This window comes from Pectobacterium versatile (assembly GCF_003932035.1).
Taxonomy (GTDB): domain Bacteria; phylum Pseudomonadota; class Gammaproteobacteria; order Enterobacterales; family Enterobacteriaceae; genus Pectobacterium; species Pectobacterium versatile.
In genome coordinates, this window is record NZ_CP034276.1 from 166,826 (window position 1) to 187,364 (window position 20,539).

Consider the following 20,539-nt stretch of genomic DNA (forward strand, 5'->3'; position numbering starts at 1 on the left):
TGTGTGGGAGATAACGTATGCTGAAGCAACAAATTCGCCAAATCGTCCAGTCAACCCCTGACTATGCCGCAGTGACACCCGTCATAGAAAAAGAGATCTTGCATCATGACATTATCGATGTGCTGATCAAACAGGGCGTCATGCAGCGGTTAACGTTTATTGGCGGCACCTCATTACGAATGTGTTACAACAGTAGCAGGCTATCAGAAGATCTTGATTTCAATGGTGGTCATGATTTCCAGCCCTCAGCGTTTGAGGGGCTGGAGTCCGAAATCCAAACCTATATTCAGAACAAGTATGAAACCGAAGTTTGGGTAAACAAACCTTCTGGCGAGCAGCAAGGGGATACCGTTTCTTGGAAAATTAGTATCGTAAAAGACGCTAATCGTCCTGATTTGCCACGGCAAAAAATGCATATTGACGTCTGTGCTATTCCGTCATTTGATATTGAAAAACGCCCACTAATCAATCATTACAACATCGTTGTTCCGACTGAAGGGATCTTGGTTCCGGTACAGTCGTTACAAGAAACATTGGCCGATAAGTTGATCGCGTTAGCGTATCGGGCAAGACGTATTAAACCTCGTGATATCTGGGATATTGTTTGGATTAAGCAGCGCGGTATTGATTTATCCAAGACACTGGTTGAAAAGAAGCTCACCGCCAGACAGAAGCAAACAGAAGACTTTCGACAGGCGCTGTCTATTCAGTTAGCCAAGCTAATGTCGGAAGATGAAGTCCGTGACGACTTCAATATGGAAATGAGCCGCTTTATTCCTAAGCAAATTAAAGAGAGAACCCTCGATAACCCTGAATATTGGGCTTATGTTCAGGGGGAGGTACATGCCATCGCGTCTGAGTTACTGAATGACGGAACACCAAAAAATCCATTTGATATGGGTTAGCCCCATGTTTTTCTCCCTCCATCATAAAACAAAAAAGGCCATGATTTACAATGGCCTTTTTATCCTGACGAGACTTAGTGAGACAACGCGAGATCGCGTGACACATCACTCGATATTCTGAATCTGTTCCCGCATTTGCTCGATCAGCACTTTCAACTCAATGGCTGACGCGGTGACGTCGGCGTTGATGGATTTCGAGGCCAGCGTGTTCGATTCGCGGTTGAATTCCTGCATCATGAAGTCGAGGCGGCGGCCGACGGCTTCTTCTTTTTTCAGGATTTTGTAGGTTTCTTTGACATGAGCGTCGAGGCGGTCGAGTTCTTCGGCGACGTCGACGCGCTGCGCCATCAGCACCAGTTCCTGTTCCAGACGGTTATTTTCCAGCTGTACCTGCGCATCTTCCAGCTTGCTTTGCAGGCGCTCGCGCTGCCATAGCAGGATGTTTGGCATCTGGGCGCGCACTTTGACGACTTCGGCGCTGACGCCAGCCAGACGCTGTTCGATCATCCCTTTCAGCGCATCACCTTCGCTTTCACGGGCGGCGATGAAGTCATCCAACGCGCCTTCCAGTGCTGTCAGCAGTTCGGCGCTGATGGCGTCCAGATCCTGCTCTTCCGCCGACATTACGCCGGGCCAGCGCAGAATATCAACCGGGTTGATTTCCCCTTCGTCGCTCTGCATCTTGACCCAGTTGGCGGCATTAACCAGCTGTTTCGCCAGTTTTTCGTTCAGGATTAGCGCACTTTGCGCACTCGGGTCGAGCTCAAAACGCAGGTTGCATTCGATTTTGCCACGGGTCAAGCGGGCGCGGATGCGCTCACGAGCGACGGGTTCGAGGCTGCGGAATTGTTCCGGTAAACGAAGATAGGTTTCCAGATAGCGCTGGTTAACGGAACGCAGTTCCCAGGCTGCGCTTCCCCAGTTGCCCTTGATCTCTCGGCGGGCGTAAGCGGTCATGCTGCGAATCATTGGTGCATACCTGTAAAGCAAATGATGAGAAGGATTATAGCGTTGAGTCCCGCGCAGGGGATAGGAAAAACCGTCCGTGGCGTAGCGTCTGTCGTGAATCAGGCGGCGTAAAGCAGCGTCTCGTTCTGTCTGGCGATGTCGCGACAGCGATTTTTCATCATCTGTTTCAGTTGCAGCGTCGCCTGTGACTGCGGGTTGTCGCGGCGGCTGATCAGCGTGACTTCAAAAGGCAGCGGCTGATCGATAGGGACGATCTTGAGCTGGTCGGCATAGCGACAGGCGGTAAAGAGATCGACGATGCCCGCACCGCCGCCCGCCAGCACCATATCGGCAATCACCGAGTAGGTTTTGATGTAGAGCGAAGCCGCTGGCTGTAGTGCCTTGTCGCGCAGGGCGCGGTGTACTACCTGGCCGAGCGGGTCCTGATGCTGCATCATCAGCAGATTGTTGTTGCACAGCCATTCCAGCGAGACGGGGCCGTTTATCGGGCTGTCTTTCGGCAGCAGGGCAACCATCGTGGACTGGAACAGCGGTTCTGCCAGCAGCTCAGGTGGCACCTGCTGACCAAAGATCAGCGCGAAATCGAGCTGGTTTTGCAGGATGTTCTGGCACAGCGTGCTGAAGTGTTCGGTGACGAGTTCGACGTTAACCGAGGCTGCCTGCTTATGAAATTCCACCAGCGTCGGAGCCACGATCATCTGCCCGAATGCATGTGCTGCGCCCAGCCTTACGGAGTGTGCCTTGCTGGTTTTGATTTGCTCGGTGAGGGAACTGATGCTTTGCAGATGGCTGAAAAGTTCCTGCACTTTCGGTATCAGGCGCAGCCCTTCTTCGGTGGCGATCATTCCCTGTGTGCGACGTTCAAACAGGGAAAAACCGAGCTGTTGTTCTGCGTGATTCAATACCCGGCTGACGTTGGGCTGAGAGACGTTGAGTAAACGGGCGGCGCCGCTGATGGTACCTGCCTGAACAATGGCCTGGAAGATTTCAATATGGCGTAATCGCATGGTTGCAGGCTCCGGCTGACGCTTTCTGATGAGCATCGTATGAGTAATAACCAAAAAGTCTGCAATTATTACGCCAGGTTATATACCCGTCATACTTCGAGTTGCATGTGCGTTGGCTACGCTACTCGACACACTTGAGTGTGCCTCGCCCCTTTGGGGCCGCTGCAAGCAGCGTTCAAACCAGCCTTTGGCTGGTTTGTCAGTCACCCGAATCACTTCCTGAGTAAGCTCATCGGGACTCCCTCTCTTGCCGCATTACGAGGCTCATAATGAGCCTCGCCCTGGCGGGCCAACGCTTTGCGTTGTTCAAACGTTAACGTTTGTCCTGAAACTCGAATTATTTAGGGTATAAGGCCGCGATGAATGGTCGATAGATAAGCGATGAGAACACTTTCTGCACCATTTTTACGCCCGATAATGGTGCAATGCACCGATGTCGGGCGTTTTGGTTCTGTTTCGATGCGCTGGCAAGTTAGCGATAGATATCGGCGACGGGGGCTTCTCCCACGTAGCCATAGCCGCGATACATGCCTTCGCTGTTAAACGGCAGGGCGATGTTGCCTGCTTTGTCCACGGCAATCATCCCGCCGCTACCGTCCATTTGCACGAGTTTCTCCATGACTACGCGATCGCTGGCCTGCTGTAGCGTGAGTCCGGCGTATTCCATCAGCGCCGAGACATCATAGGCGGCGACGGCACGCATAAAGACCTCGCCAGTACCGGTGCAGGAAACGGCTACCGTCTGGTTATTGGCGTAACAGCCAGCACCAATGATAGGGCTATCGCCCACGCGTCCGGCCTGTTTGTTGGTCATGCCGCCCGTCGAGGTTGCCGCCGCGAGGTTGCCCGCGCTGTCGAGCGCTACCGCGCCCACGGTGCCGAATTTGCGGTCGGGATCGATCGGGTCGTTCTGACCATCATGATCGAGGATGACGCGGCCTGAGCCTGCCTGCGCGTTATGAAGCTGCTGACGGCGTTCATCGGTGGAGAAAAACGCAGGTTCGACCCTTTCCAGACCGTGTTGCTGTGCAAAGGTTTCCGCGCCGTCGGCGGTAAACATCACATGCGGGCTGGCTTCGAGTACGGTACGGGCTGCCAGAATCGGGTTACGGATATGGCTGACACAACTGACCGCGCCAGCATCCAGCGACCGTCCGTCCATGATGCTGGCGTCCAGTTCGTGAGTTTCTGCGTGGGTGAAGACCGAACCATGTCCGGCATTGAATAGCGGGCACTCTTCCAACAGACGGACGGCTTCCGTTACGGCATCCAACGCGCTGCCGTTTTCAGCCAGAATGCGTTGTCCGCTGGCGACAATCTCGGATAGCGCCGCTAGATAGCGTTGCTCTTTTTCAGCGCTCATGGCCGAGCGGGTCAGCGCACCTGCGCCACCGTGGATCACAATCACGGGTTTCGTCATGCGATAAAGTCTCTTTTCAGTCGGTTTACGCCCCGAAATCAGGGGCGGATAAACTGGAATCAGTTTTGCGTCGTCGCCAGATAGGAAAAGGCACCCAACAGGCTGGTGATTTCCCGCATGCTCTGCGCCGTATAACCTACGGTTATGGCATCCAAACGTTCAACGCTTGGCAGCAGACAGAATAGATCGGCCAGTACCGGTTTTGCCACCATCAGTTCGAGACGGTAGGGCGCCTGAATCCGTGAGTTCAGTGTCCGGTGCGCTTTTTCCACCGACGCTTTGGCTGCATCACGAATCACCTGACGGGCCTGCTCGGTGCTGAGGGATTCCGCTGCATGCTGTGAAATGGCGCGTTTGACGCAGGCGTAATCGGTGGCAGGGTAGTAGCGGGCGATCCAGCTCTGGAGCGTGTCGTCACCGCTGACCAGCCAGAGCGGCGTCTTCTGTTCCACACCGGCGGCAGCGTAGATGTCGCTCTCGCCCATGATTTCACCGTTGATGCGCACGCGGTAGAACGCACGACCATTGATGGTATGCGATAACACGCCAAACTCACCTGCCGCGCTGTGATAACCGAGGAACATCAGGCCGTCGAACTGTTGTTGCTCCAGCCCTTCTACCATCGAATAGCCGCGCGGTTTGCCTTGTACCAGTCGGGCGCGGGCGTCGATGTTCTCCGCACGCAGATTGACCATTGCCGCATGGCTGTCGGCGACCACCACCTCTGTTGCGCCACCCGCAAACGCACCGTCAATCGCGGCATTCACTTCCTGCTCCATCAGGCCGCGCGCCAGCTGGTATTCTGCGGTGCCGGGGCTGCACTGTTCCGGGCGCATCACGCCAGCGATCCCTTCGATATCAGCAGAGATAAACACTTTCATAGTCAGTTTCCTACGGGAGAATTTGCTTATGGATAAAGAGTTGCAGCCAACCGATCCAACGCCTGTGGCAGCGTCGGGCGATGATGACCGCGAAAACCGGTCACGGCGTCTGCCTGAAGCATGGCATCGAGCACCGCGTGTTCGGTCGCGTCGGCGGCGGCGCTTAACAGCGATTCAAGCTGCGCATCCTCCGGCGGTTGCGGCTGTGGGCAGGTGGAAAACGCAACGGCGATATCGCCGGAGCCGTGTCCCCAGTAGCTGCCGAGCCGACCTAATCCTGCACCGGCACGCTTGGCGATGCGCTTGAGCTGTCGGGCATCGAGCGGGGCATCCGTCGCCATGATAATGATGATCGAACCGGCGTCCTGCTGCGGTGCGAGCCTTGGCAGGATAGGGGCGATGGCGTCGCCTATCTGCACGCCGTCCAGCGTCAGCGAAGAAAGAGTGCCGAAGTTTGCCAGCACCAGCACGCCGAGCGTGGCGTTTAATTCGGGAATCAGGCGCGATGCGGTGCCGATGCCGCCTTTCAGGCTAAAGCAACTCATACCACGCCCAGCCCCGACGCTGCCGCGTACAAAGGTGTCCGTTGCGTCGTCCAGCGCTTGCCGTGCCATAGGTTCTGTTACTGCCAGCGCCTGAATGTCGTTCAGCCAGCCGTCGTTGCACTCCAGCGCCAGCGGGTTAACTGTGGGCAGCGTGCGGCCCAGTTCTGGATTACGGGAAATGGCATCGCGCACCAGCGCGGTAAACAGCGTGCCGGTTGCCAGCGTGTTGCTGAGTAAAATGGGCGTTTGCAACAACCCCAATTCCTCAATCTGTACCAGCCCAACGGGTTTAGCGAAACCGTTCAACACGGCCGCGCCGCAGGGCAGGGGCTGAGTGAACAGGTTATCACTGGGCGGCACAATCGCCGTGACGCCGGTTTGTACTTCACCCGCTGCCAGCGTGCAGTGGCCGACGCGCACGCCCGCTACGTCGCTGATGCGGTTATGCGGCCCGCTGGCCGAGCGCGGCGTACCCAACTGCCGCGTCGTTTTCCAGCGTTGTAGCAACAGCGCCTGCTGCTGCTGGTGATAGTCGTTCATCTGGTGATCGCCGTGCATCGCCTTCCTCAGCTTTTCAGTTTGGGATCGAGCGTATCACGCAGCGCATCCCCGAGCAGGTTAAACGCCAGCACGGTGAAGAAAATCGCCAGACCGGGGAACACGCTGACGTGCCAGGCACCTGCCATCATCAAGCTGCGGCTCATGGCCAGAATGTTGCCCCATTCCGGTACGTCCGGCTCCGGACCAAGGCCGATGAAGCTCAGGCCTGCCGCGGTCAGGATGCTGGTGCCGATACGCATGGTGAAATAAACGATCACGTTAGGCAGCGTGCCGGGCAGGATGTGGCGCATCAGCACAATGCGGTCCGGTGCGCCGGCGCAGCGTACCGCTTCCACATAGGCCGCCTGTTTCAGCGACAGCGTAGAAGCACGCACGATGCGGGCGAAGACCGGTACGCTGAAGACCGCGACGGCGATAATCACGTTATTCAGGCCGGGGCCGAGGATCGCGACGACCGCAATCGCCAGCAGCATGCCGGGGAAGGCGAACAGCACGTCGGAACCGCGCATGATCAGCGTATCCACCCAGCGGCCGTAGTATCCCGCCAGCAGGCCGAGCACGATGCCGACCAGCATGCCCAGCGTGACGGAAAAGATGCCGATATATAACGAGATGCGTGCACCGTAGATGATACGGCTCATCACATCGCGCCCGAGATCGTCGGTACCCATCCAGTGCGCCGCTGAAGGCGGTGAAGCCAGCGATGCCCAGTCAGGCTCCATCGGGTTCCACGGTGCCAGCCAGGGGGCGAAAATGGCGACCAGTAACAGCAGCAGGACGAAGCCGCTGGAAACCAGCGCCATCGGGTTACGGATAAAGACCTGAACGAAGTCGCGCCACGGCGAACGTATCGTCTCTTCATCAAGCGTGGCAACAGCCACGACGGGTTCTGGAGGAAGGTTCATCGTGTCTCCTAACGTAGGCGAATCGCCGGATTGACCACCGCGTACAGCAGGTCCACCAACAGATTAATGACAATAAATTCAAACACGAACAGCATCACCAGTGCCTGAATGACTGGCTGATCCTGCGTCTTGATCGATTCAATCAGCAGCCAGCCCAGACCCGGCCAGCTAAACACGCTTTCAACCACGATGGAGCCACCGAGCAGGAAGCCGAATTGCAGCCCAAGCATGGTGATGACTGGAATCAGCGCGTTACGCATCACGTGCTTCCAGGTGACCAGACGATTGCGCAGCCCCTTGGAGCGCGCGGTACGGACGTAGTCTTCCTGTGCGACTTCCAGAAACGCGGAGCGGGTAAAGCGTGCCATAACGGCAGCTACCGATGCCCCGAGCGTCAGCGCGGGCAGAATGATGTCGCTGGGCTGATTAAAGCCGCTGACGGAAAAGACGCCGAACGGCATGGCGACAAACTGAATCAGCAACAGGCCGAGCCAGAACGGCGGCATCGAAATTCCGCCGACCGCGAAGCTCATCAGCGTCCAGTCCTGCCATTTCCCCCGCTTGAGTGCGGAAACCACGCCAATCAGCAGGCCAAGCAGCACCGACCAGACAAAGCCTGCCAGCGCCAGCCACATAGTGGGCATAAAGCTCTTGCTGATGACGTCGATGACGGGTTGCTGGGTGCGGTACGTCACACCCAGATCGCCGCTGAACATGCCGCCGAGCCAGTGGACATACTGCTGCGGCAGCGGGTCGTTCAATCCTAACTGCTGACGGGCGGCTTCCACCGCCTCAATGGTCGCGTCAGCACCTGCGTAAATACGTGCCGGGTCACCCGGCAACAGTTTTATAAAACCGAACACTAACAGGGAGACCACCAGTAGAACCGGGATCATTTCCAGCAAACGTCGGACGATATAAGCAAACATGGCGTTCTCCCTGACCGATTACTTAAATTCAGCCTGATCGAAGATCAGTGAGCCATCCGCCAGCATGTACACGCCGTCGAGGTTCTTGGTTTTGCCGACAACGTTGTCCGGCGAGCCCAGGAAGACCACAGGCGCATCCTGCCAAATCTGACGTTGTGCATCAGCGTAAGCCGCGGCACGTTTGTCTGCATCGGCAGTTGCCAGCCCAGCGGTAATCGCTTTATCCGTTACCGGATTGCTGTAGTAGGAAACGTTATACGCAACCGGAACCCAGGATTCTGTCGCGAACAGCGGACGCAGCGCCCAGTCAGCATCACCGGTAGACGGAGACCAGCCGTTGTAGAACAGGTCAAATTCGGCGTCTTTCGGATCTTTTACGCCAAACAGCTTGGCGTTACGCATCCCGGAATCCATCGGGGTGACGGTGACCTTGATGCCGACCTGCTCTAACTGCTGCTTGAAGAACTGCGCGCTACGGATGTAGTCGGTGCGGTTCGTCGTCCACAGCTTCAGGCTCAGGCCATTGGCGTAGCCCGCTTCTTTCAGCAGCGCCTTGGCTTTTTCCGGGTTATAGGTGTAGTTCGGTGAGCTTTGGCGTGCGAAGAACTGCACGTCTGGTGCCATCGCAGAAGAGGCAGGAACGCCCATGCCTGCAAAGCCAACTTTCAGCCAGATGTCACGGTTGATGGCGTAGTTGAGCGCCTGACGCACGCGGATATCGTTCAGCGGTGGACGCAGGTTGTTCATCGCCAGCCAGAATTGATAAATACTCGGGTCGCGCTGAATCGCCAGCTTGCTGTCATTTTGTACGGTGCCGATCAGATCGGAAGGCAGCGGATACACCGCATCAACCTGACCGGATTTCAGTGACGCCACGCGGGTGGAATCTTCCGGCGTCGGGTAGAAGGTCACGCTGTCGACTTTCGGCCAGCCTTTCTGCCAGTAGTTGTCGAATTTCACCAGCTTCACGTCTTTACCCTGCTGCCATTCGGTGAATTTGAATGGGCCAGTACCGACTGGGTTCACGCGCAACTGTGCTTCGTCTGGGTATTTCTTCAGCGCTTCCGGGCTGTGCATAACGGCAGACGGGTGCGCCAGTGTGTTCACAAAGGCACCGAAAGATTTGTTCAGCTCGATTTTGACCTGGGTAGGCGACAGAACCGTGACGGTTTGTACCATGTTAAACAGGCTGTTGCGTTTTAAGCCTTTGCTCTGATCGGCCAGACGGTCGAGGTTAGCTTTAACGGCGTCGGCGTTGAAGGGGGCGCCGTCCTGGAAGGTGATGCCTTCGCGCAGCGTAACGACGAACTCGGTGGCGGTGTCATTACTGGTGTAGCCCGTCGCCAGACGCGGCACCAGCTTCATTTTGTTATCGAACTGGAACAGACGCTCGAAGATGCCGCTCTGAATGGAGTAGCTCAGCGTATCCGAGGTGTCGTGCGGGTCGAGCCCGGTGATATCGGCATAGATGGAAATACGAAGGTCTTGCGCCTGGGCAACAGCCGCCAGACACAGTGAGAGCCCGAGGGCAACGGCAGAGCGACGAACGAATGGCTTCATGGTTTCTCTCCTGGTCAGCAATGAACGTGTGTTGTGTTTTATAAAAACGTTGTGTTTTATGGCTATTTTCTTGTCATGACGTTGTGTTTCAGGCTGCCGATTCGTTGTCGGCGACCCAGTGCTGCGGCGCGACCTCTCGGTAGCGCGTTTTGGCGACGGCCTCGCCTGCTTTACGCAAGGGTGAGGGGATTTCGCTGTCGTCAAACTGGCGTGCGCCGCGACGGGTTGGATCGGCAATCGGAACCGAGGCCAACAGGCGGCGGGTATACGGGTGCTGCGGGTCGTTAAACACCGACTGGCGCGGGCCGATCTCCACAATCTGGCCGAGGTACATCACCGCGACGCGGTTGGCGATGCGCTCGACGACGGCCATATCGTGCGAGATGAAAATCCACGACACGCCGGTTTTCTTCTGGAGATCCATCATCAGGTTGACGACCTGCGCCTGAATCGACACATCGAGCGCCGAAACGGCTTCGTCAGCAATGATGACCTGCGGCTGTAGGGCCATCGCACGGGCAATCGCGATACGCTGACGCTGCCCGCCGGAAAACTCGTGCGGATAACGACGCGCGTGCTCAGGCAGTAGGCCGACGCTTTTTAACAGTGCCTGCACCTGTGGTGTGGCTTCTTCCAGCGATTTCACCAACCCGTGCAGCAGCAGCGGTTCCGCAATGGTGAAGCCGACCGTCAGGCGCGGATTGAGCGAGGCGTACGGGTCTTGAAACACCATCTGCATTTCCCGACGCAGCGGCTGGAAATCCCGCTCTTTCATCTGGGAAATTTCGTTACCCTGAAAATGAATGCTTTCGGCTTGGCTCTGTACCAGACGCAGCAGGGCGCGTCCGGTGGTGGACTTGCCGCAGCCGCTTTCCCCGACGATAGCCAGCGTTTCGCCCGGCCAGACGTTGAAATCGATCTGTTCTACCGCGTGAACGTGGTGAGTGATAGTGGATAAAATCCCACTGCGCATGGGGTAATACACGCTCAGTCCGCGAATATCCAACAGCGGTTCGGCATCATAGCGGGCGGTAACCTGTTCACTATTTTCTGGATCGGCAGCCTGTCCCAGTAAAGGAAAGCGCTTTGGCCAGAGGCTATCGCGCATGTCGCCCAGCTTCGGTACGGCGGCCAGCAGCGACTGGGTATAAGGGTGTTGCGGTGCGGCAAAAATCTGTTCGACGGTGCCTTGCTCCACGATCTCGCCGCGGTACATCACCACCACGCGATCGGCGATTTCCGCCACCACGCCCATGTCGTGCGTGATAAACAGCACCGACATGTCACTCTGCTGTTGCAGGTCGCGCAGGATTTGCAGAATGCGAGCCTGCACGGTGACGTCCAGCGCGGTGGTCGGTTCATCGGCAATCAACAGCTGCGGATCGCAGGCCAGCGCCTGTGCAATCATCACACGCTGCCGCATCCCGCCGGATAGCGAGTGCGGGTAGCTTTTCATCACGCGATCGACGTCTGCGATACGCACCTTGTGCAGCAGCTCACGGGCTTTTTTGTCCGCGCTGGCGGCATCGCAGATTTTGTGGTCAAGCAGGGCTTCGGTGAGCTGATCGCCGACTTTCAGCACCGGATTAAGCGAGGTCATCGGTTCCTGAAAAATCATCGCGAGATCGCGACCACGCAGCTTACGACGCGCTTCTGCTTTCATGCTCAGCAGGTCATGCTGTTTGCCGTCGCGTGCGGTGAAACGGAGCGCGCCGCGTTCGATGTTGGCAGAATCCGCCAGCAGCCCCATCACGGCGAGTGACGTCACGGACTTGCCTGAACCACTTTCGCCGACCACGGCGACCACTTCCCCTTTATTCACGGTAAAGGAAATGCCTTTTAGCGCCTGATGCGTACCGGAACGGCCGCTAAAGCTGACGCTCAGATCGTCGATTTCCAGTACAGGTCTGGGGGCGTTACCGGGTGCTGTGGCGGCACCCGCGTGCATGATATCCGTCATGGTCACTCCGGTGGATGGTTTCATGGTTGCTTCGGTTGATAGCGTCATAGCCAGATTCGGCCGAGGTTATAGGTCAGATAAGGCGAACTGTCGGCGGCTAGCCAAATAGGGCCATCGAGATCGACGTGCTCGGCATCTGCGGCGACGGGCAGGGCGGCTTCCATTGCCATTGACGAGCCCAGCGTGCAGCCGACCATAATGCGCAGGCCGTGAAAGTGGGCTTCGCGTACCATCGCCAGCGCTTCGGTCAGCCCGCCACACTTGTCCAGCTTGATGTTGATCATATCGTAACGACGGCGCAGCCCGACGATGTCTCCGCTGTGGCGGCAGCTTTCGTCCGCGCAGATCGGAATCGGGTGAGAAAACCGCTGTAAATCCTCGTCCTTACCGACAGGAAGCGGTTGCTCAATCATGGCGACCTGATAAGGCAGCAGGGCCGTGGACAGGCTATGTAAATCCAGCCCGCTCCAGCTTGCTCTCGCGTCGATAATCAATCTGGCATTGGGCGCGGCGGCACGAATGGCGGCGATCTTCTCCAGAATCAGCTCGCGATCCAGTTTGATTTTCAGCAGCAGGGCACCGTGGGAAACAGCATTGGATGCGGCGGCGGCCATTTTCTCCACGCTGTCGAGCGCCAACGTTTGCGCACAGACCACGGACGTGGGGGGATGAATGCCGATGCGCTGCCACAGCGTCTGTTTTTCCAATGCGGTGTTGAGCCGCCACAGGGCGCAGTCCAGCGCATTTCTGGCCGCACCCGGCGATAAATCTTTCTGGAGCTGTTCGATGGTCAGGCCGTGTTCTATTGCCTCACGGACCGCAGAGAGCTGGCGACATACACTGTCGGCGGACTCGCCATAATGGGCGACTGGCGTACATTCGCCTTGTCCAATAAATCCTTTTTCTTCCAACGCGACGCGGATAACGGTAACCGCGCGACGCGTCCCGTTATCAACCGCCATAGGACGGGCTAGGGGCAGATTGACCGTTTCAATTTGCATATGCCGCATCATGATTTTTTCTCATCAACGCTCAGGGGATGAACGGACTATTTCATGATGCATCATCACTGACGAATACTTGTTCATCAGTAGGGTATAACCTCAGGTTATACCATAAGTTCAAGGTATGGCTTTCTGATGCCGCTTTCCTGCAACGCGAGTGATTTCGTGTATAATACGCGGCAGTTTTCATTGACCCACCGGAGATGAGCCATGCGCCCAACAGGCCGAAGTGCACAGCAAGTACGCCCCCTTACATTCACCCGTCATTACACGAAACACGCTGAAGGTTCCGTTTTAGTCGAATTTGGCGATACCAAAGTGTTATGCAATGCCACGGTAGAAGAGGGTGTTCCGCGCTTTCTGAAAGGCCAGGGACAAGGATGGGTCACCGCCGAATACGGCATGCTGCCGCGTGCGACGCACAGCCGTAACTCGCGTGAAGCCGCCAAAGGTAAGCAGGGCGGGCGGACGCTGGAGATTCAGCGCCTGATTGCACGTTCCCTGCGTGCAGCAATCGACCTGAAAGTGCTCGGTGAATACACCATTACGCTCGACTGCGATGTCTTGCAGGCGGATGGCGGCACGCGTACGGCGTCCATCACCGGTGCCTGCGTGGCGCTGGCCGATGCGCTGAACCAAATGGTTGCCAAGGGTAAGCTGAAAAAGAACCCGATGAAAGGCATGATCGCCGCCGTTTCCGTCGGTATCGTGAACGGCGAAGCGCTGTGCGATCTGGAATACGTGGAAGATTCCGCTGCGGAAACCGACATGAATGTGGTCATGACCGAAGACGGCCGCATGATTGAAGTGCAAGGGACGGCCGAAGGCGAACCGTTCAGCCACGAAGAATTGCTCACCCTGCTGGCGCTAGCCCGAGGGGGAATTGATACCATCGTTCAGGCGCAGAAAGCCGCCTTAATCGATTGATTTTTAAAGCGACCAATTGGTCGCTTTTTTATACCCGTCATACTTCAAGCTGCATGTGCGTTGGCAATACTCGGCTCATCGCTGAGCCTCGCCCTGACGGGCCGCCGCAAGCGGCGTTCAAATTGGCTAAGCCAATTTGTCCTCGCTCACCCCAGTCACTTACTTGTGTAAGCTCCTGGGGACTCACTGCGTCGCCGCCTTCCTGCAACTCGAATTATTTAGGGTATAGATGAATTGCTTAACAACGTGATTAACCCGTAAGACGAGGAGATGCAGTAATGAAAGCCTACCAGCGCCAGTTTATTGAGTTTGCACTCAGCAAGCAGGTATTGAAGTTCGGCGAGTTCACCCTGAAATCCGGGCGTATCAGTCCCTATTTCTTCAACGCCGGGCTGTTTAATACCGGGCGCGATCTGGCCTTACTGGGGCGTTTTTATGCGGAAGCCTTGGTTGATTCCGGCGTAGCGTTTGATTTGCTGTTCGGACCGGCTTACAAAGGCATTCCGATAGCCACCACCGCTGCGGTGGCGCTGGCAGAACACCACGATCGCGACCTGCCGTACTGTTTCAACCGCAAAGAAGCTAAAGACCATGGTGAGGGCGGCAGTCTGGTCGGTAGTCCGCTACAGGGCCGAGTGATGCTGGTGGATGACGTGATTACGGCGGGTACGGCGATTCGCGAATCAATGGAGATCATCGGTGCGCACGGGGCGACGCTGGCGGGTGTGATGATTGCGCTGGATCGTCAGGAACGCGGCCGCGCCGAGCTGTCCGCGATTCAGGAAGTGGAACGCGACTATCAGTGCACGGTGATTTCGATTATTACGCTGACGGATTTAATTGCTTATCTGGCGGAAAAACCAGAGATGGCAGCGCATCTGGATGCGGTGAAAGCCTATCGTGAGCAGTACGGGATTTAACGTAGTGAGTCAGGAGCCCGCCAGAAGAGAATATCTGGCGGGTTTTAATCTCTAAGGGCGGCGTTTAGTTCAACTGTGCCGCCAACAGCGGCCAGCGGGTGTCGAATTCCTGCGTCGGACGATAGCGGAATTCAGAGCGAATGAAGCGCGACAGCATTCCTTCGCAAAACGCTAACAGCTGGCTAGCCAACAGCGTTTCATCATGCTGGAAACCTTTGCCATCGCGTAGCTTGTGCTCGCGCAACACCTGACGCAGCTGCGATTCAATACGCTCAAACAGCTGGTTAATACGCCCCTGCAAGCGATCCTGTTCAAACATCAGCGCGTGGCCGGTCATGATGCGAGTCAGGCCCGGGTTCCGTTCCGCAAACCCTAAAATAAGCAGCAAAATCAGACGAAGACGATTAAACGTTTCTTTTTCGTCTTGCAGAATCAGGTTAATGCGGGTGGTCAGGCTATCCTCAATAAATTCAATCAGGCTATCAAACATCCGCGTTTTACTGGGGAAATGCCGGTAGAGCGCTGCTTCGGACACGCCGACGTTCGCCGCCAGTTTTGCCGTGGTGATACGTTGGCTACCGTCGCTGGATTCCAGCATCTGCGCCAGCGCCTGCAAAATTTCCTCGCGGCGATTCCTTTTCGTATTTTCTTTTTCTGCCATGTCTGAAAAGACCCTTGCTAAATATTTGACTGACAAGCACCCGTTAGCGCCACAGTAGCCATTTCTTTTTGAATAGATAGGCGCTGTGGCTTATAGGAATTTTTTACACTATGGGTGGCTGGATCGCGTTAGCTACGGCCAGAGTGGCCGAAGCCGCCTTCTCCACGTTCGCTGCCGACAAAATCTTCGACCAGATTGAATTCGGCCTGAACAACGGGCACAAAAACCATCTGCGCGATTCGCTCGCCCGGTTCAACCGTAAACGTTTGTTGACCACGGTTCCAGACAGAAACCATCAGTTGTCCCTGATAGTCCGAATCAATCAGCCCCACCAGATTCCCCAGGACCACGCCGTGCTTATGGCCCAGCCCGGAGCGAGGCAGGATAACCGCTGCCAGCCCGGTATCGGCAATGTGAATCGCCAGCCCGGTTGGAATCAGCGTGGTTTCCCCTGCTTTGAGTTCAATCGCCTGATCCAGACAGGCACGCAGATCGAGCCCAGCAGAACCCGGTGTGGCATAGGTTGGTAACGGGAATTGTTGCCCAACGCGTGGGTCAACAATCTTAACGTCGATTTTTTTCATCATAACGGCTGATAATCTCGTCGATTAATTTTTGGCCAAGCAGACGCTTGTCGCACTGCGGCAACGGCGTGTCACCACCTTGCCAGAAAAGGTGTAACGCATTGGTTTCACTGTTAAAACCATGCCCGGAAAGAGAGACGTTGTTCGCACAAATCAGATCCAGCTTTTTACGCGCCAGTTTTTGTCGGGCGTATTCTTCCACATTCTGGGTTTCGGCAGCAAACCCGACAACATAAGGACGATTTTTCGTCATGGCTGCGACACCGGCGATAATATCTGGATTTTTGACCAGAGTGAGAGTCATTTCATCACCCTGCTGGTTCTGTTTTTTAATCTTCTCATCGGCGATGTGTTTGGCGCGGTAGTCGGCAACCGCAGCACAGCCAATAACAATGTGCTGTTGTGCCGCGTGTTCCATCACCGCGTGCCCCATCTCCAATGCGCTGCCGACGTCAATGCGTGTGACGCCCTGCGGTGTGGCGAGCGAAACTGGGCCGCTTACCAGTGTGACATTCGCACCACGGGCGGCAGCGGCCTGTGCGATAGCAAAGCCCATTTTCCCTGAGCTGTGGTTGGTGACAAAGCGAACGGGATCCAGCGCTTCCCTCGTCGGCCCGGCGGTGACCAGAATGTTCAGATGTTGCAGATCGTTGATGGCAGAAAAATGACGCTGCGCCAGCCCGACAATATCCATTGGGTCGATCATGCGACCCGGCCCAACGTCGCCACATGCCTGGCTGCCGCTATCCGGCCCCCAGATCGGTAAACCGCGCGCGGCCAGCGTGCGCAGGTTGTCCTGCGTGGGCTCTGCGCGATACATCTGCTGATTCATCGCAGGGACAACGGCGATAGGGGCGGATGTTGCCAGACAGATCGTGGTCAGCAGGTCATTCGCCATGCCAGCAGCGACTCGTGCGATCAGATCGGCAGTCGCTGGGGCGAGAATGACTAAATCAGCCCATTTTCCTAACTCGATGTGGCCCATTGAGGCTTCTGCCGCGGGGTCGAGCAGGTCGTCTGATACCGGGTAGCCGGAGACGGCTTGCAGCGTCAGCGGAGTGATGAAGGCTTTAGCGGCAGGGGTCATGACAACTCTTACGTCGGCTCCGCCATCGCGCAGGCGTCGCACCAGTTCCGGGCACTTATACGCGGCGATGCCGCCGCTGATACCCAGCACGATTCGTTTGCCGGAGAGGGCATTCAGGCTGGAAAATTCCGTCATCATCATGGTCCGATTGAAAGTCAGAAGATGCGCCATTTTACCATAACCTTGCGGGCAGATAGGAATCTTAAGGTGGTTACTGTGGTTTCCCTAAGAAGATTGCGAAGCGCTTCGCAGCCTTTTATCGCCGGTGTCGTCCTGTTTTTACGGGCGTGACATGATGCCGTCGAGCGGTATAGGGAGAAGGTGATGGGCTGGGAAAAGGGATTGGCACCGCGTGAAAAACTGGTGCGTTTAGGGGCTGAATCACTGACGGATGTTGAATTGCTGGCGATTTTTTTGCGCACGGGGCTACCGGGTGTGCATGTGATGCAACTGGCAGAAGACTTATTGGCGCATTTTGGCTCGCTCTATCAACTGATGGCGGCCGACCAGTCAGCGTTTCATCATGCCAGAGGTGTGGGGATATCAAAATATACGCAGCTCAAGGCGATCGCAGAGCTGTCGCGGCGGCTATTTTTCTCTCGCCTGGCGAAAGAGGACGCTATGCTGAACCCGGAAGCCACCGGTCAATATTTGCAACTGCTGTTGTCTCGACGTGAGCGTGAAGTTTTTTTAGTTCTATTTTTGGACAATCAGCACCATGTTATTCGCCATCAGGAGATGTTTGTTGGTACGATTAACAGCGTGGAAGTCCACCCGCGTGAGATTGTGCGTGAAGCGCTAAAAGCAAATGCTGCCGCGCTAATACTGGCGCATAATCACCCGTCGGGAAAAGCGGAGCCGAGTCAGGCTGACCGTGCGATAACCGAACAGATTGTCAAAGCCTGTCTGTTAATGGAGATCCGCGTGCTCGATCATTTGGTTATTGGGCATGGCGAATACGTTTCTTTTGCCGAGCGCGGCTGGATTTGACAGATATTTCCGCGATCCAATGGGATCTTTAGCTGTTCGGGACTTGAGCACTTACGCTTCAGAGCGTATACTACGCCACCTTTGAGAATCTTGGGTGTGGCGTTAAGAGCCTATCTCAGCAGGTTTATCCTGATGACAGAGTCTTTTCAGTGAAGTTGCTGAGATGGGCTCTAAAGCCTGACGAGGCGGCCAAACCCTATACGAAGCTCGAGCTGATTTGATTTTTGGAGAATAGACATGTCCCGAGTCTGCCAAGTTACTGGCAAGCGTCCGGTGGCCGGTAATAACCGTTCCCACGCAATGAATGCGACCAAACGCCGTTTTCTGCCGAACCTGCACTCACACCGTTTTTGGGTTGAAGGTGAAAAACGCTTTGTAACGCTGCGCGTATCTGCGAAAGGTATGCGTGTTATCGACAAGAAGGGTATTGAGACGGTTTTGGCCGATCTGCGTGCCCGTGGTGAAAAGTATTAAGGAACTGAATCATGGCTAAGGGTGTTCGCGAGAAGATCAAGCTTGTTTCTTCTGCTGGTACTGGTCACTTCTATACCACTACGAAGAACAAACGTACTAAGCCGGAAAAATTGGAATTGAAGAAATTCGATCCAGTTGTCCGTCAGCACGTTCTCTACAAAGAAGCTAAAATTAAGTAATTTCTGCTTCTTGATAAAAACCCGGCCTTGGTCGGGTTTTTTTTCGCCATATGCCAGCCAGATGTCGATTTTTTTTAACTGCTTTGTGTTAAATACTGCGGGTAAAATAGGCTAGCCGTTGCCTTGTTTCCTGCTGCATCCCCTGTCTTGCGGGCTGTCACTGATGGTATCCTGCTGTTTATGCTAATGTAGCTACCTTTATCAGGAGACGCACATGCCTGAATTACCTGAGGTTGAAACCAGCCGTCGTGGGATTTCACCGTATCTTATCGGCCACACCATTCTTTATGCTGAAGTGAGAAACTCGCGCCTGCGCTGGCCGGTATCGGCTGAAATTCTCTCGCTGAGCGATGAACCGGTGCTCAGTGTGCGTCGGCGGGCAAAATATCTGCTGATTGAACTCACGCGCGGCTGGATTATTGTGCATCTCGGCATGTCTGGCAGCCTGCTGGTGTTGCCGGAATATAGCGAGCCGGAGAAGCACGACCATGTTGATTTGGTGATGGACAGCGGTAAGGTGCTGCGTTACACCGATCCTCGGCGTTTTGGTGCCTGGCTGTGGACGGATAATCTGGAAACCTGCTCGGTATTGGCGCATCTCGGGCCAGAACCGTTAGAGGCGGAATTCTCTGCGGATTATCTCTATCAGGCCTCACGCGGTAAAAGGACGGCAATCAAACAATGGATTATGGATAACAAAGTCGTCGTTGGCGTAGGCAATATTTACGCGAGCGAATCGCTGTTTGCGGCGGGTATCCATCCTGACAGAACGGCTGGATCGCTAAATGAAAACGACGCAGCCATATTGGTGGGCGTGATTAAACAGGTGCTACAGCTTTCGATTGAGCAGGGTGGCACGACGCTGCGTGACTTCTTGCAATCAGATGGCAAACCCGGTTATTTCGCGCAGGAGCTACGCGTCTATGGCCGCAACGGTGAACCTTGTCGGACATGCGGAACGCCGATAGAAATCGCGAAGCATGGGCAGCGCAGCACGTTTTTCTGTCGCCGCTGCCAGAAGTAATCGGTATTGTGGATAAAAATTCAGATAAGTAACAAATGGCGATAATGCTTATTAAGGGAAAAGAAGTATGCAGCGCATTTTGTTGATAAGAATCGATTTTCTGGGTGATATGGTATGCACTACAGCGTTGATTCATTCTCTGAAAAGAAAATGGCCGGCTGCTGAAATCCATGTATTAGCGAACAAATATAACTCATACGCGCTTGAAGATAACCCAGACATAAAAGAAGTGCATCATTATGTTTACAGCAAAAGTCGAGAGAGAAATAACCGCAGTGGTTTAATCAGTTCATTAATCGATAAATTTCTACTGATTACTCGCTTAAAGCGTTTGAATTTCGATTTGTTGATTATTCCTAATGGTGGGATGAATAAGAATGCGATTCAGTTCGCTAGATGGATGAATATTCCTGATAAGCGTTGGCATACGGCTGAGACAGAGTTTGACGATCGCAACATCAAACATATTACTAACCGGCCAATAAAGCATGAAGTCTTAGCGGGGTATGATTTGGTGCCCGAGCTTGGTGTAACGAGCACTGACGATCTAAAGCTTTATATTTATCCTAACCCAGAATTAAAAAAGCAATGGTCAGAAAAATTAGAAAATAACGGCAAAGTGAATATCGGATTTTTTATATCAAATAAAGCACATGAACGTCGCTGGCCGTGGGAAAACTGGTACTCACTTGCTAAGTTACTTGGCAATAATTTCAATATCATTATTTTCTCTAGTCCAGGTGAGAAGCCGGAGCAAGATGCGCTTAATGGCATTACGGTTCAGTGTATCGATACTGAAACAGTGCCTGACCTTATCGCAGCGATGAGCCAATTAGATTTGGTGGTTTCGGCTGATAGTGCACCAGTTCACCTTGGTGCGGCGTTGCAGATACCCGTTGTCGGTTTATTTGAAGCAAGACCAGAAAAATATTTGCGTTGGTATCCGATCGGTGTAAATCACGTCTTGCTGCATTCAGGAAAATGCATCGATAGTATCAGTGTGGCTGATGTCAAAGAGGCTGTCATTTCTCTAATCCCGTAAACGGA

General features: G+C 55.0%; 21 protein-coding genes. 8 read left to right on the forward strand and 13 right to left on the reverse strand.

Annotation, left to right across the window (positions count from 1 at the left end; genetic code table 11):
• Nucleotides 1-17: 17 nt before the first annotated feature.
• A complete protein-coding gene (locus tag EIP93_RS00740; protein WP_103943073.1) occupies nt 18-905 on the forward strand; it encodes a nucleotidyl transferase AbiEii/AbiGii toxin family protein in 888 nt (295 codons plus the stop codon).
• A 105-nt stretch (nt 906-1,010) separates the two neighbouring features.
• Here EIP93_RS00740 and EIP93_RS00745 read toward each other — a convergent pair whose 3' ends face one another.
• From EIP93_RS00745 to ycjG, 10 genes are all read right to left on the reverse strand, one after another.
• On the reverse strand, nt 1,011-1,874 hold the full coding sequence (locus tag EIP93_RS00745; protein WP_010300687.1) for a YicC/YloC family endoribonuclease: 864 nt from the start codon (nt 1,872-1,874) through the stop codon (nt 1,011-1,013).
• Nucleotides 1,875-1,972: 98 nt separating this feature from the next.
• Nucleotides 1,973-2,881, reverse strand: coding sequence for a LysR family transcriptional regulator (locus EIP93_RS00750; protein ID WP_039542502.1), 909 nt, complete (start codon nt 2,879-2,881; stop codon nt 1,973-1,975).
• A 472-nt stretch (nt 2,882-3,353) separates the two neighbouring features.
• Nucleotides 3,354-4,301, reverse strand: a complete 948-nt coding sequence (locus EIP93_RS00755; RefSeq protein ID WP_103943071.1) for an isoaspartyl peptidase/L-asparaginase family protein — start codon at nt 4,299-4,301, stop codon at nt 3,354-3,356.
• A gap of 59 nt (nt 4,302-4,360) precedes the next feature.
• Nucleotides 4,361-5,182, reverse strand: a complete 822-nt coding sequence (locus EIP93_RS00760) for a M55 family metallopeptidase (protein WP_103943069.1) — start codon at nt 5,180-5,182, stop codon at nt 4,361-4,363.
• Nucleotides 5,183-5,208: 26 nt separating this feature from the next.
• The gene (locus EIP93_RS00765; RefSeq protein ID WP_373368498.1) at nt 5,209-6,285 is read right to left on the reverse strand and encodes a DmpA family aminopeptidase; all 1,077 of its coding nucleotides are present in this window, start codon (nt 6,283-6,285) and stop codon (nt 5,209-5,211) included.
• 8 nt (nt 6,286-6,293) lie between these two features.
• The gene (locus EIP93_RS00770) at nt 6,294-7,193 is read right to left on the reverse strand and encodes an ABC transporter permease subunit (RefSeq protein ID WP_116361885.1); all 900 of its coding nucleotides are present in this window, start codon (nt 7,191-7,193) and stop codon (nt 6,294-6,296) included.
• Between the two features lie 8 nt (nt 7,194-7,201).
• A complete protein-coding gene (locus EIP93_RS00775) occupies nt 7,202-8,122 on the reverse strand; it encodes an ABC transporter permease (RefSeq protein ID WP_010300711.1) in 921 nt (306 codons plus the stop codon).
• 18 nt (nt 8,123-8,140) lie between these two features.
• Nucleotides 8,141-9,682, reverse strand: coding sequence for a glutathione ABC transporter substrate-binding protein (locus EIP93_RS00780; RefSeq protein WP_039474573.1), 1,542 nt, complete (start codon nt 9,680-9,682; stop codon nt 8,141-8,143).
• Nucleotides 9,683-9,770: 88 nt separating this feature from the next.
• Entirely contained in the window at nt 9,771-11,642 is a 1,872-nt protein-coding gene (locus EIP93_RS00785; protein ID WP_029368282.1) for an ABC transporter ATP-binding protein, read from the reverse strand.
• Between the two features lie 44 nt (nt 11,643-11,686).
• Complete coding sequence (gene ycjG / locus EIP93_RS00790) at nt 11,687-12,652, reverse strand: L-Ala-D/L-Glu epimerase (RefSeq protein ID WP_170310048.1); 966 nt, start codon at nt 12,650-12,652, stop codon at nt 11,687-11,689.
• A gap of 204 nt (nt 12,653-12,856) precedes the next feature.
• Between ycjG and rph the strand changes: the two genes are divergently transcribed.
• On the forward strand, nt 12,857-13,573 hold the full coding sequence (rph, locus tag EIP93_RS00795) for a ribonuclease PH (RefSeq protein WP_014913743.1): 717 nt from the start codon (nt 12,857-12,859) through the stop codon (nt 13,571-13,573).
• A 278-nt stretch (nt 13,574-13,851) separates the two neighbouring features.
• On the forward strand, nt 13,852-14,493 hold the full coding sequence (pyrE, locus tag EIP93_RS00800; RefSeq protein WP_010300733.1) for an orotate phosphoribosyltransferase: 642 nt from the start codon (nt 13,852-13,854) through the stop codon (nt 14,491-14,493).
• 64 nt (nt 14,494-14,557) lie between these two features.
• Here the strand turns inward: pyrE and slmA are convergent, their stop codons facing one another.
• From slmA to coaBC, 3 genes are all read right to left on the reverse strand, one after another.
• Complete coding sequence (gene slmA, locus EIP93_RS00805) at nt 14,558-15,154, reverse strand: nucleoid occlusion factor SlmA (RefSeq protein ID WP_005967978.1); 597 nt, start codon at nt 15,152-15,154, stop codon at nt 14,558-14,560.
• 128 nt (nt 15,155-15,282) lie between these two features.
• Nucleotides 15,283-15,741, reverse strand: a complete 459-nt coding sequence (gene dut / locus EIP93_RS00810; RefSeq protein ID WP_010285710.1) for a dUTP diphosphatase — start codon at nt 15,739-15,741, stop codon at nt 15,283-15,285.
• A complete protein-coding gene (coaBC, locus tag EIP93_RS00815; RefSeq protein WP_109225044.1) occupies nt 15,719-16,996 on the reverse strand; it encodes a bifunctional phosphopantothenoylcysteine decarboxylase/phosphopantothenate--cysteine ligase CoaBC in 1,278 nt (425 codons plus the stop codon). The genes dut and coaBC overlap by 23 nt, the downstream gene beginning before the upstream one ends.
• Before the next feature lie 153 nt (nt 16,997-17,149).
• Here coaBC and radC point away from each other — a divergent pair, with 153 nt between their 5' ends.
• The 5 genes from radC (at nt 17,150) to EIP93_RS00840 (ending at nt 20,534) form a co-directional block, all read left to right on the forward strand.
• Nucleotides 17,150-17,815 carry a RadC family protein gene (radC, locus tag EIP93_RS00820; RefSeq protein ID WP_039474579.1) on the forward strand — a complete coding sequence of 222 codons (666 nt, stop codon included), beginning with the start codon at nt 17,150-17,152 and terminating at the stop codon, nt 17,813-17,815.
• 237 nt (nt 17,816-18,052) lie between these two features.
• Complete coding sequence (gene rpmB / locus EIP93_RS00825; protein ID WP_039278630.1) at nt 18,053-18,289, forward strand: 50S ribosomal protein L28; 237 nt, start codon at nt 18,053-18,055, stop codon at nt 18,287-18,289.
• Between the two features lie 11 nt (nt 18,290-18,300).
• Entirely contained in the window at nt 18,301-18,468 is a 168-nt protein-coding gene (gene rpmG / locus EIP93_RS00830) for a 50S ribosomal protein L33 (protein ID WP_002208990.1), read from the forward strand.
• A 214-nt stretch (nt 18,469-18,682) separates the two neighbouring features.
• Nucleotides 18,683-19,492 (forward strand): bifunctional DNA-formamidopyrimidine glycosylase/DNA-(apurinic or apyrimidinic site) lyase, encoded by an 810-nt coding sequence (gene mutM, locus EIP93_RS00835; protein ID WP_125232138.1) that lies wholly within the window; start codon nt 18,683-18,685, stop codon nt 19,490-19,492.
• A 67-nt stretch (nt 19,493-19,559) separates the two neighbouring features.
• A complete protein-coding gene (locus EIP93_RS00840; protein WP_125232139.1) occupies nt 19,560-20,534 on the forward strand; it encodes a glycosyltransferase family 9 protein in 975 nt (324 codons plus the stop codon).
• Nucleotides 20,535-20,539: the final 5 nt, after the last annotated feature.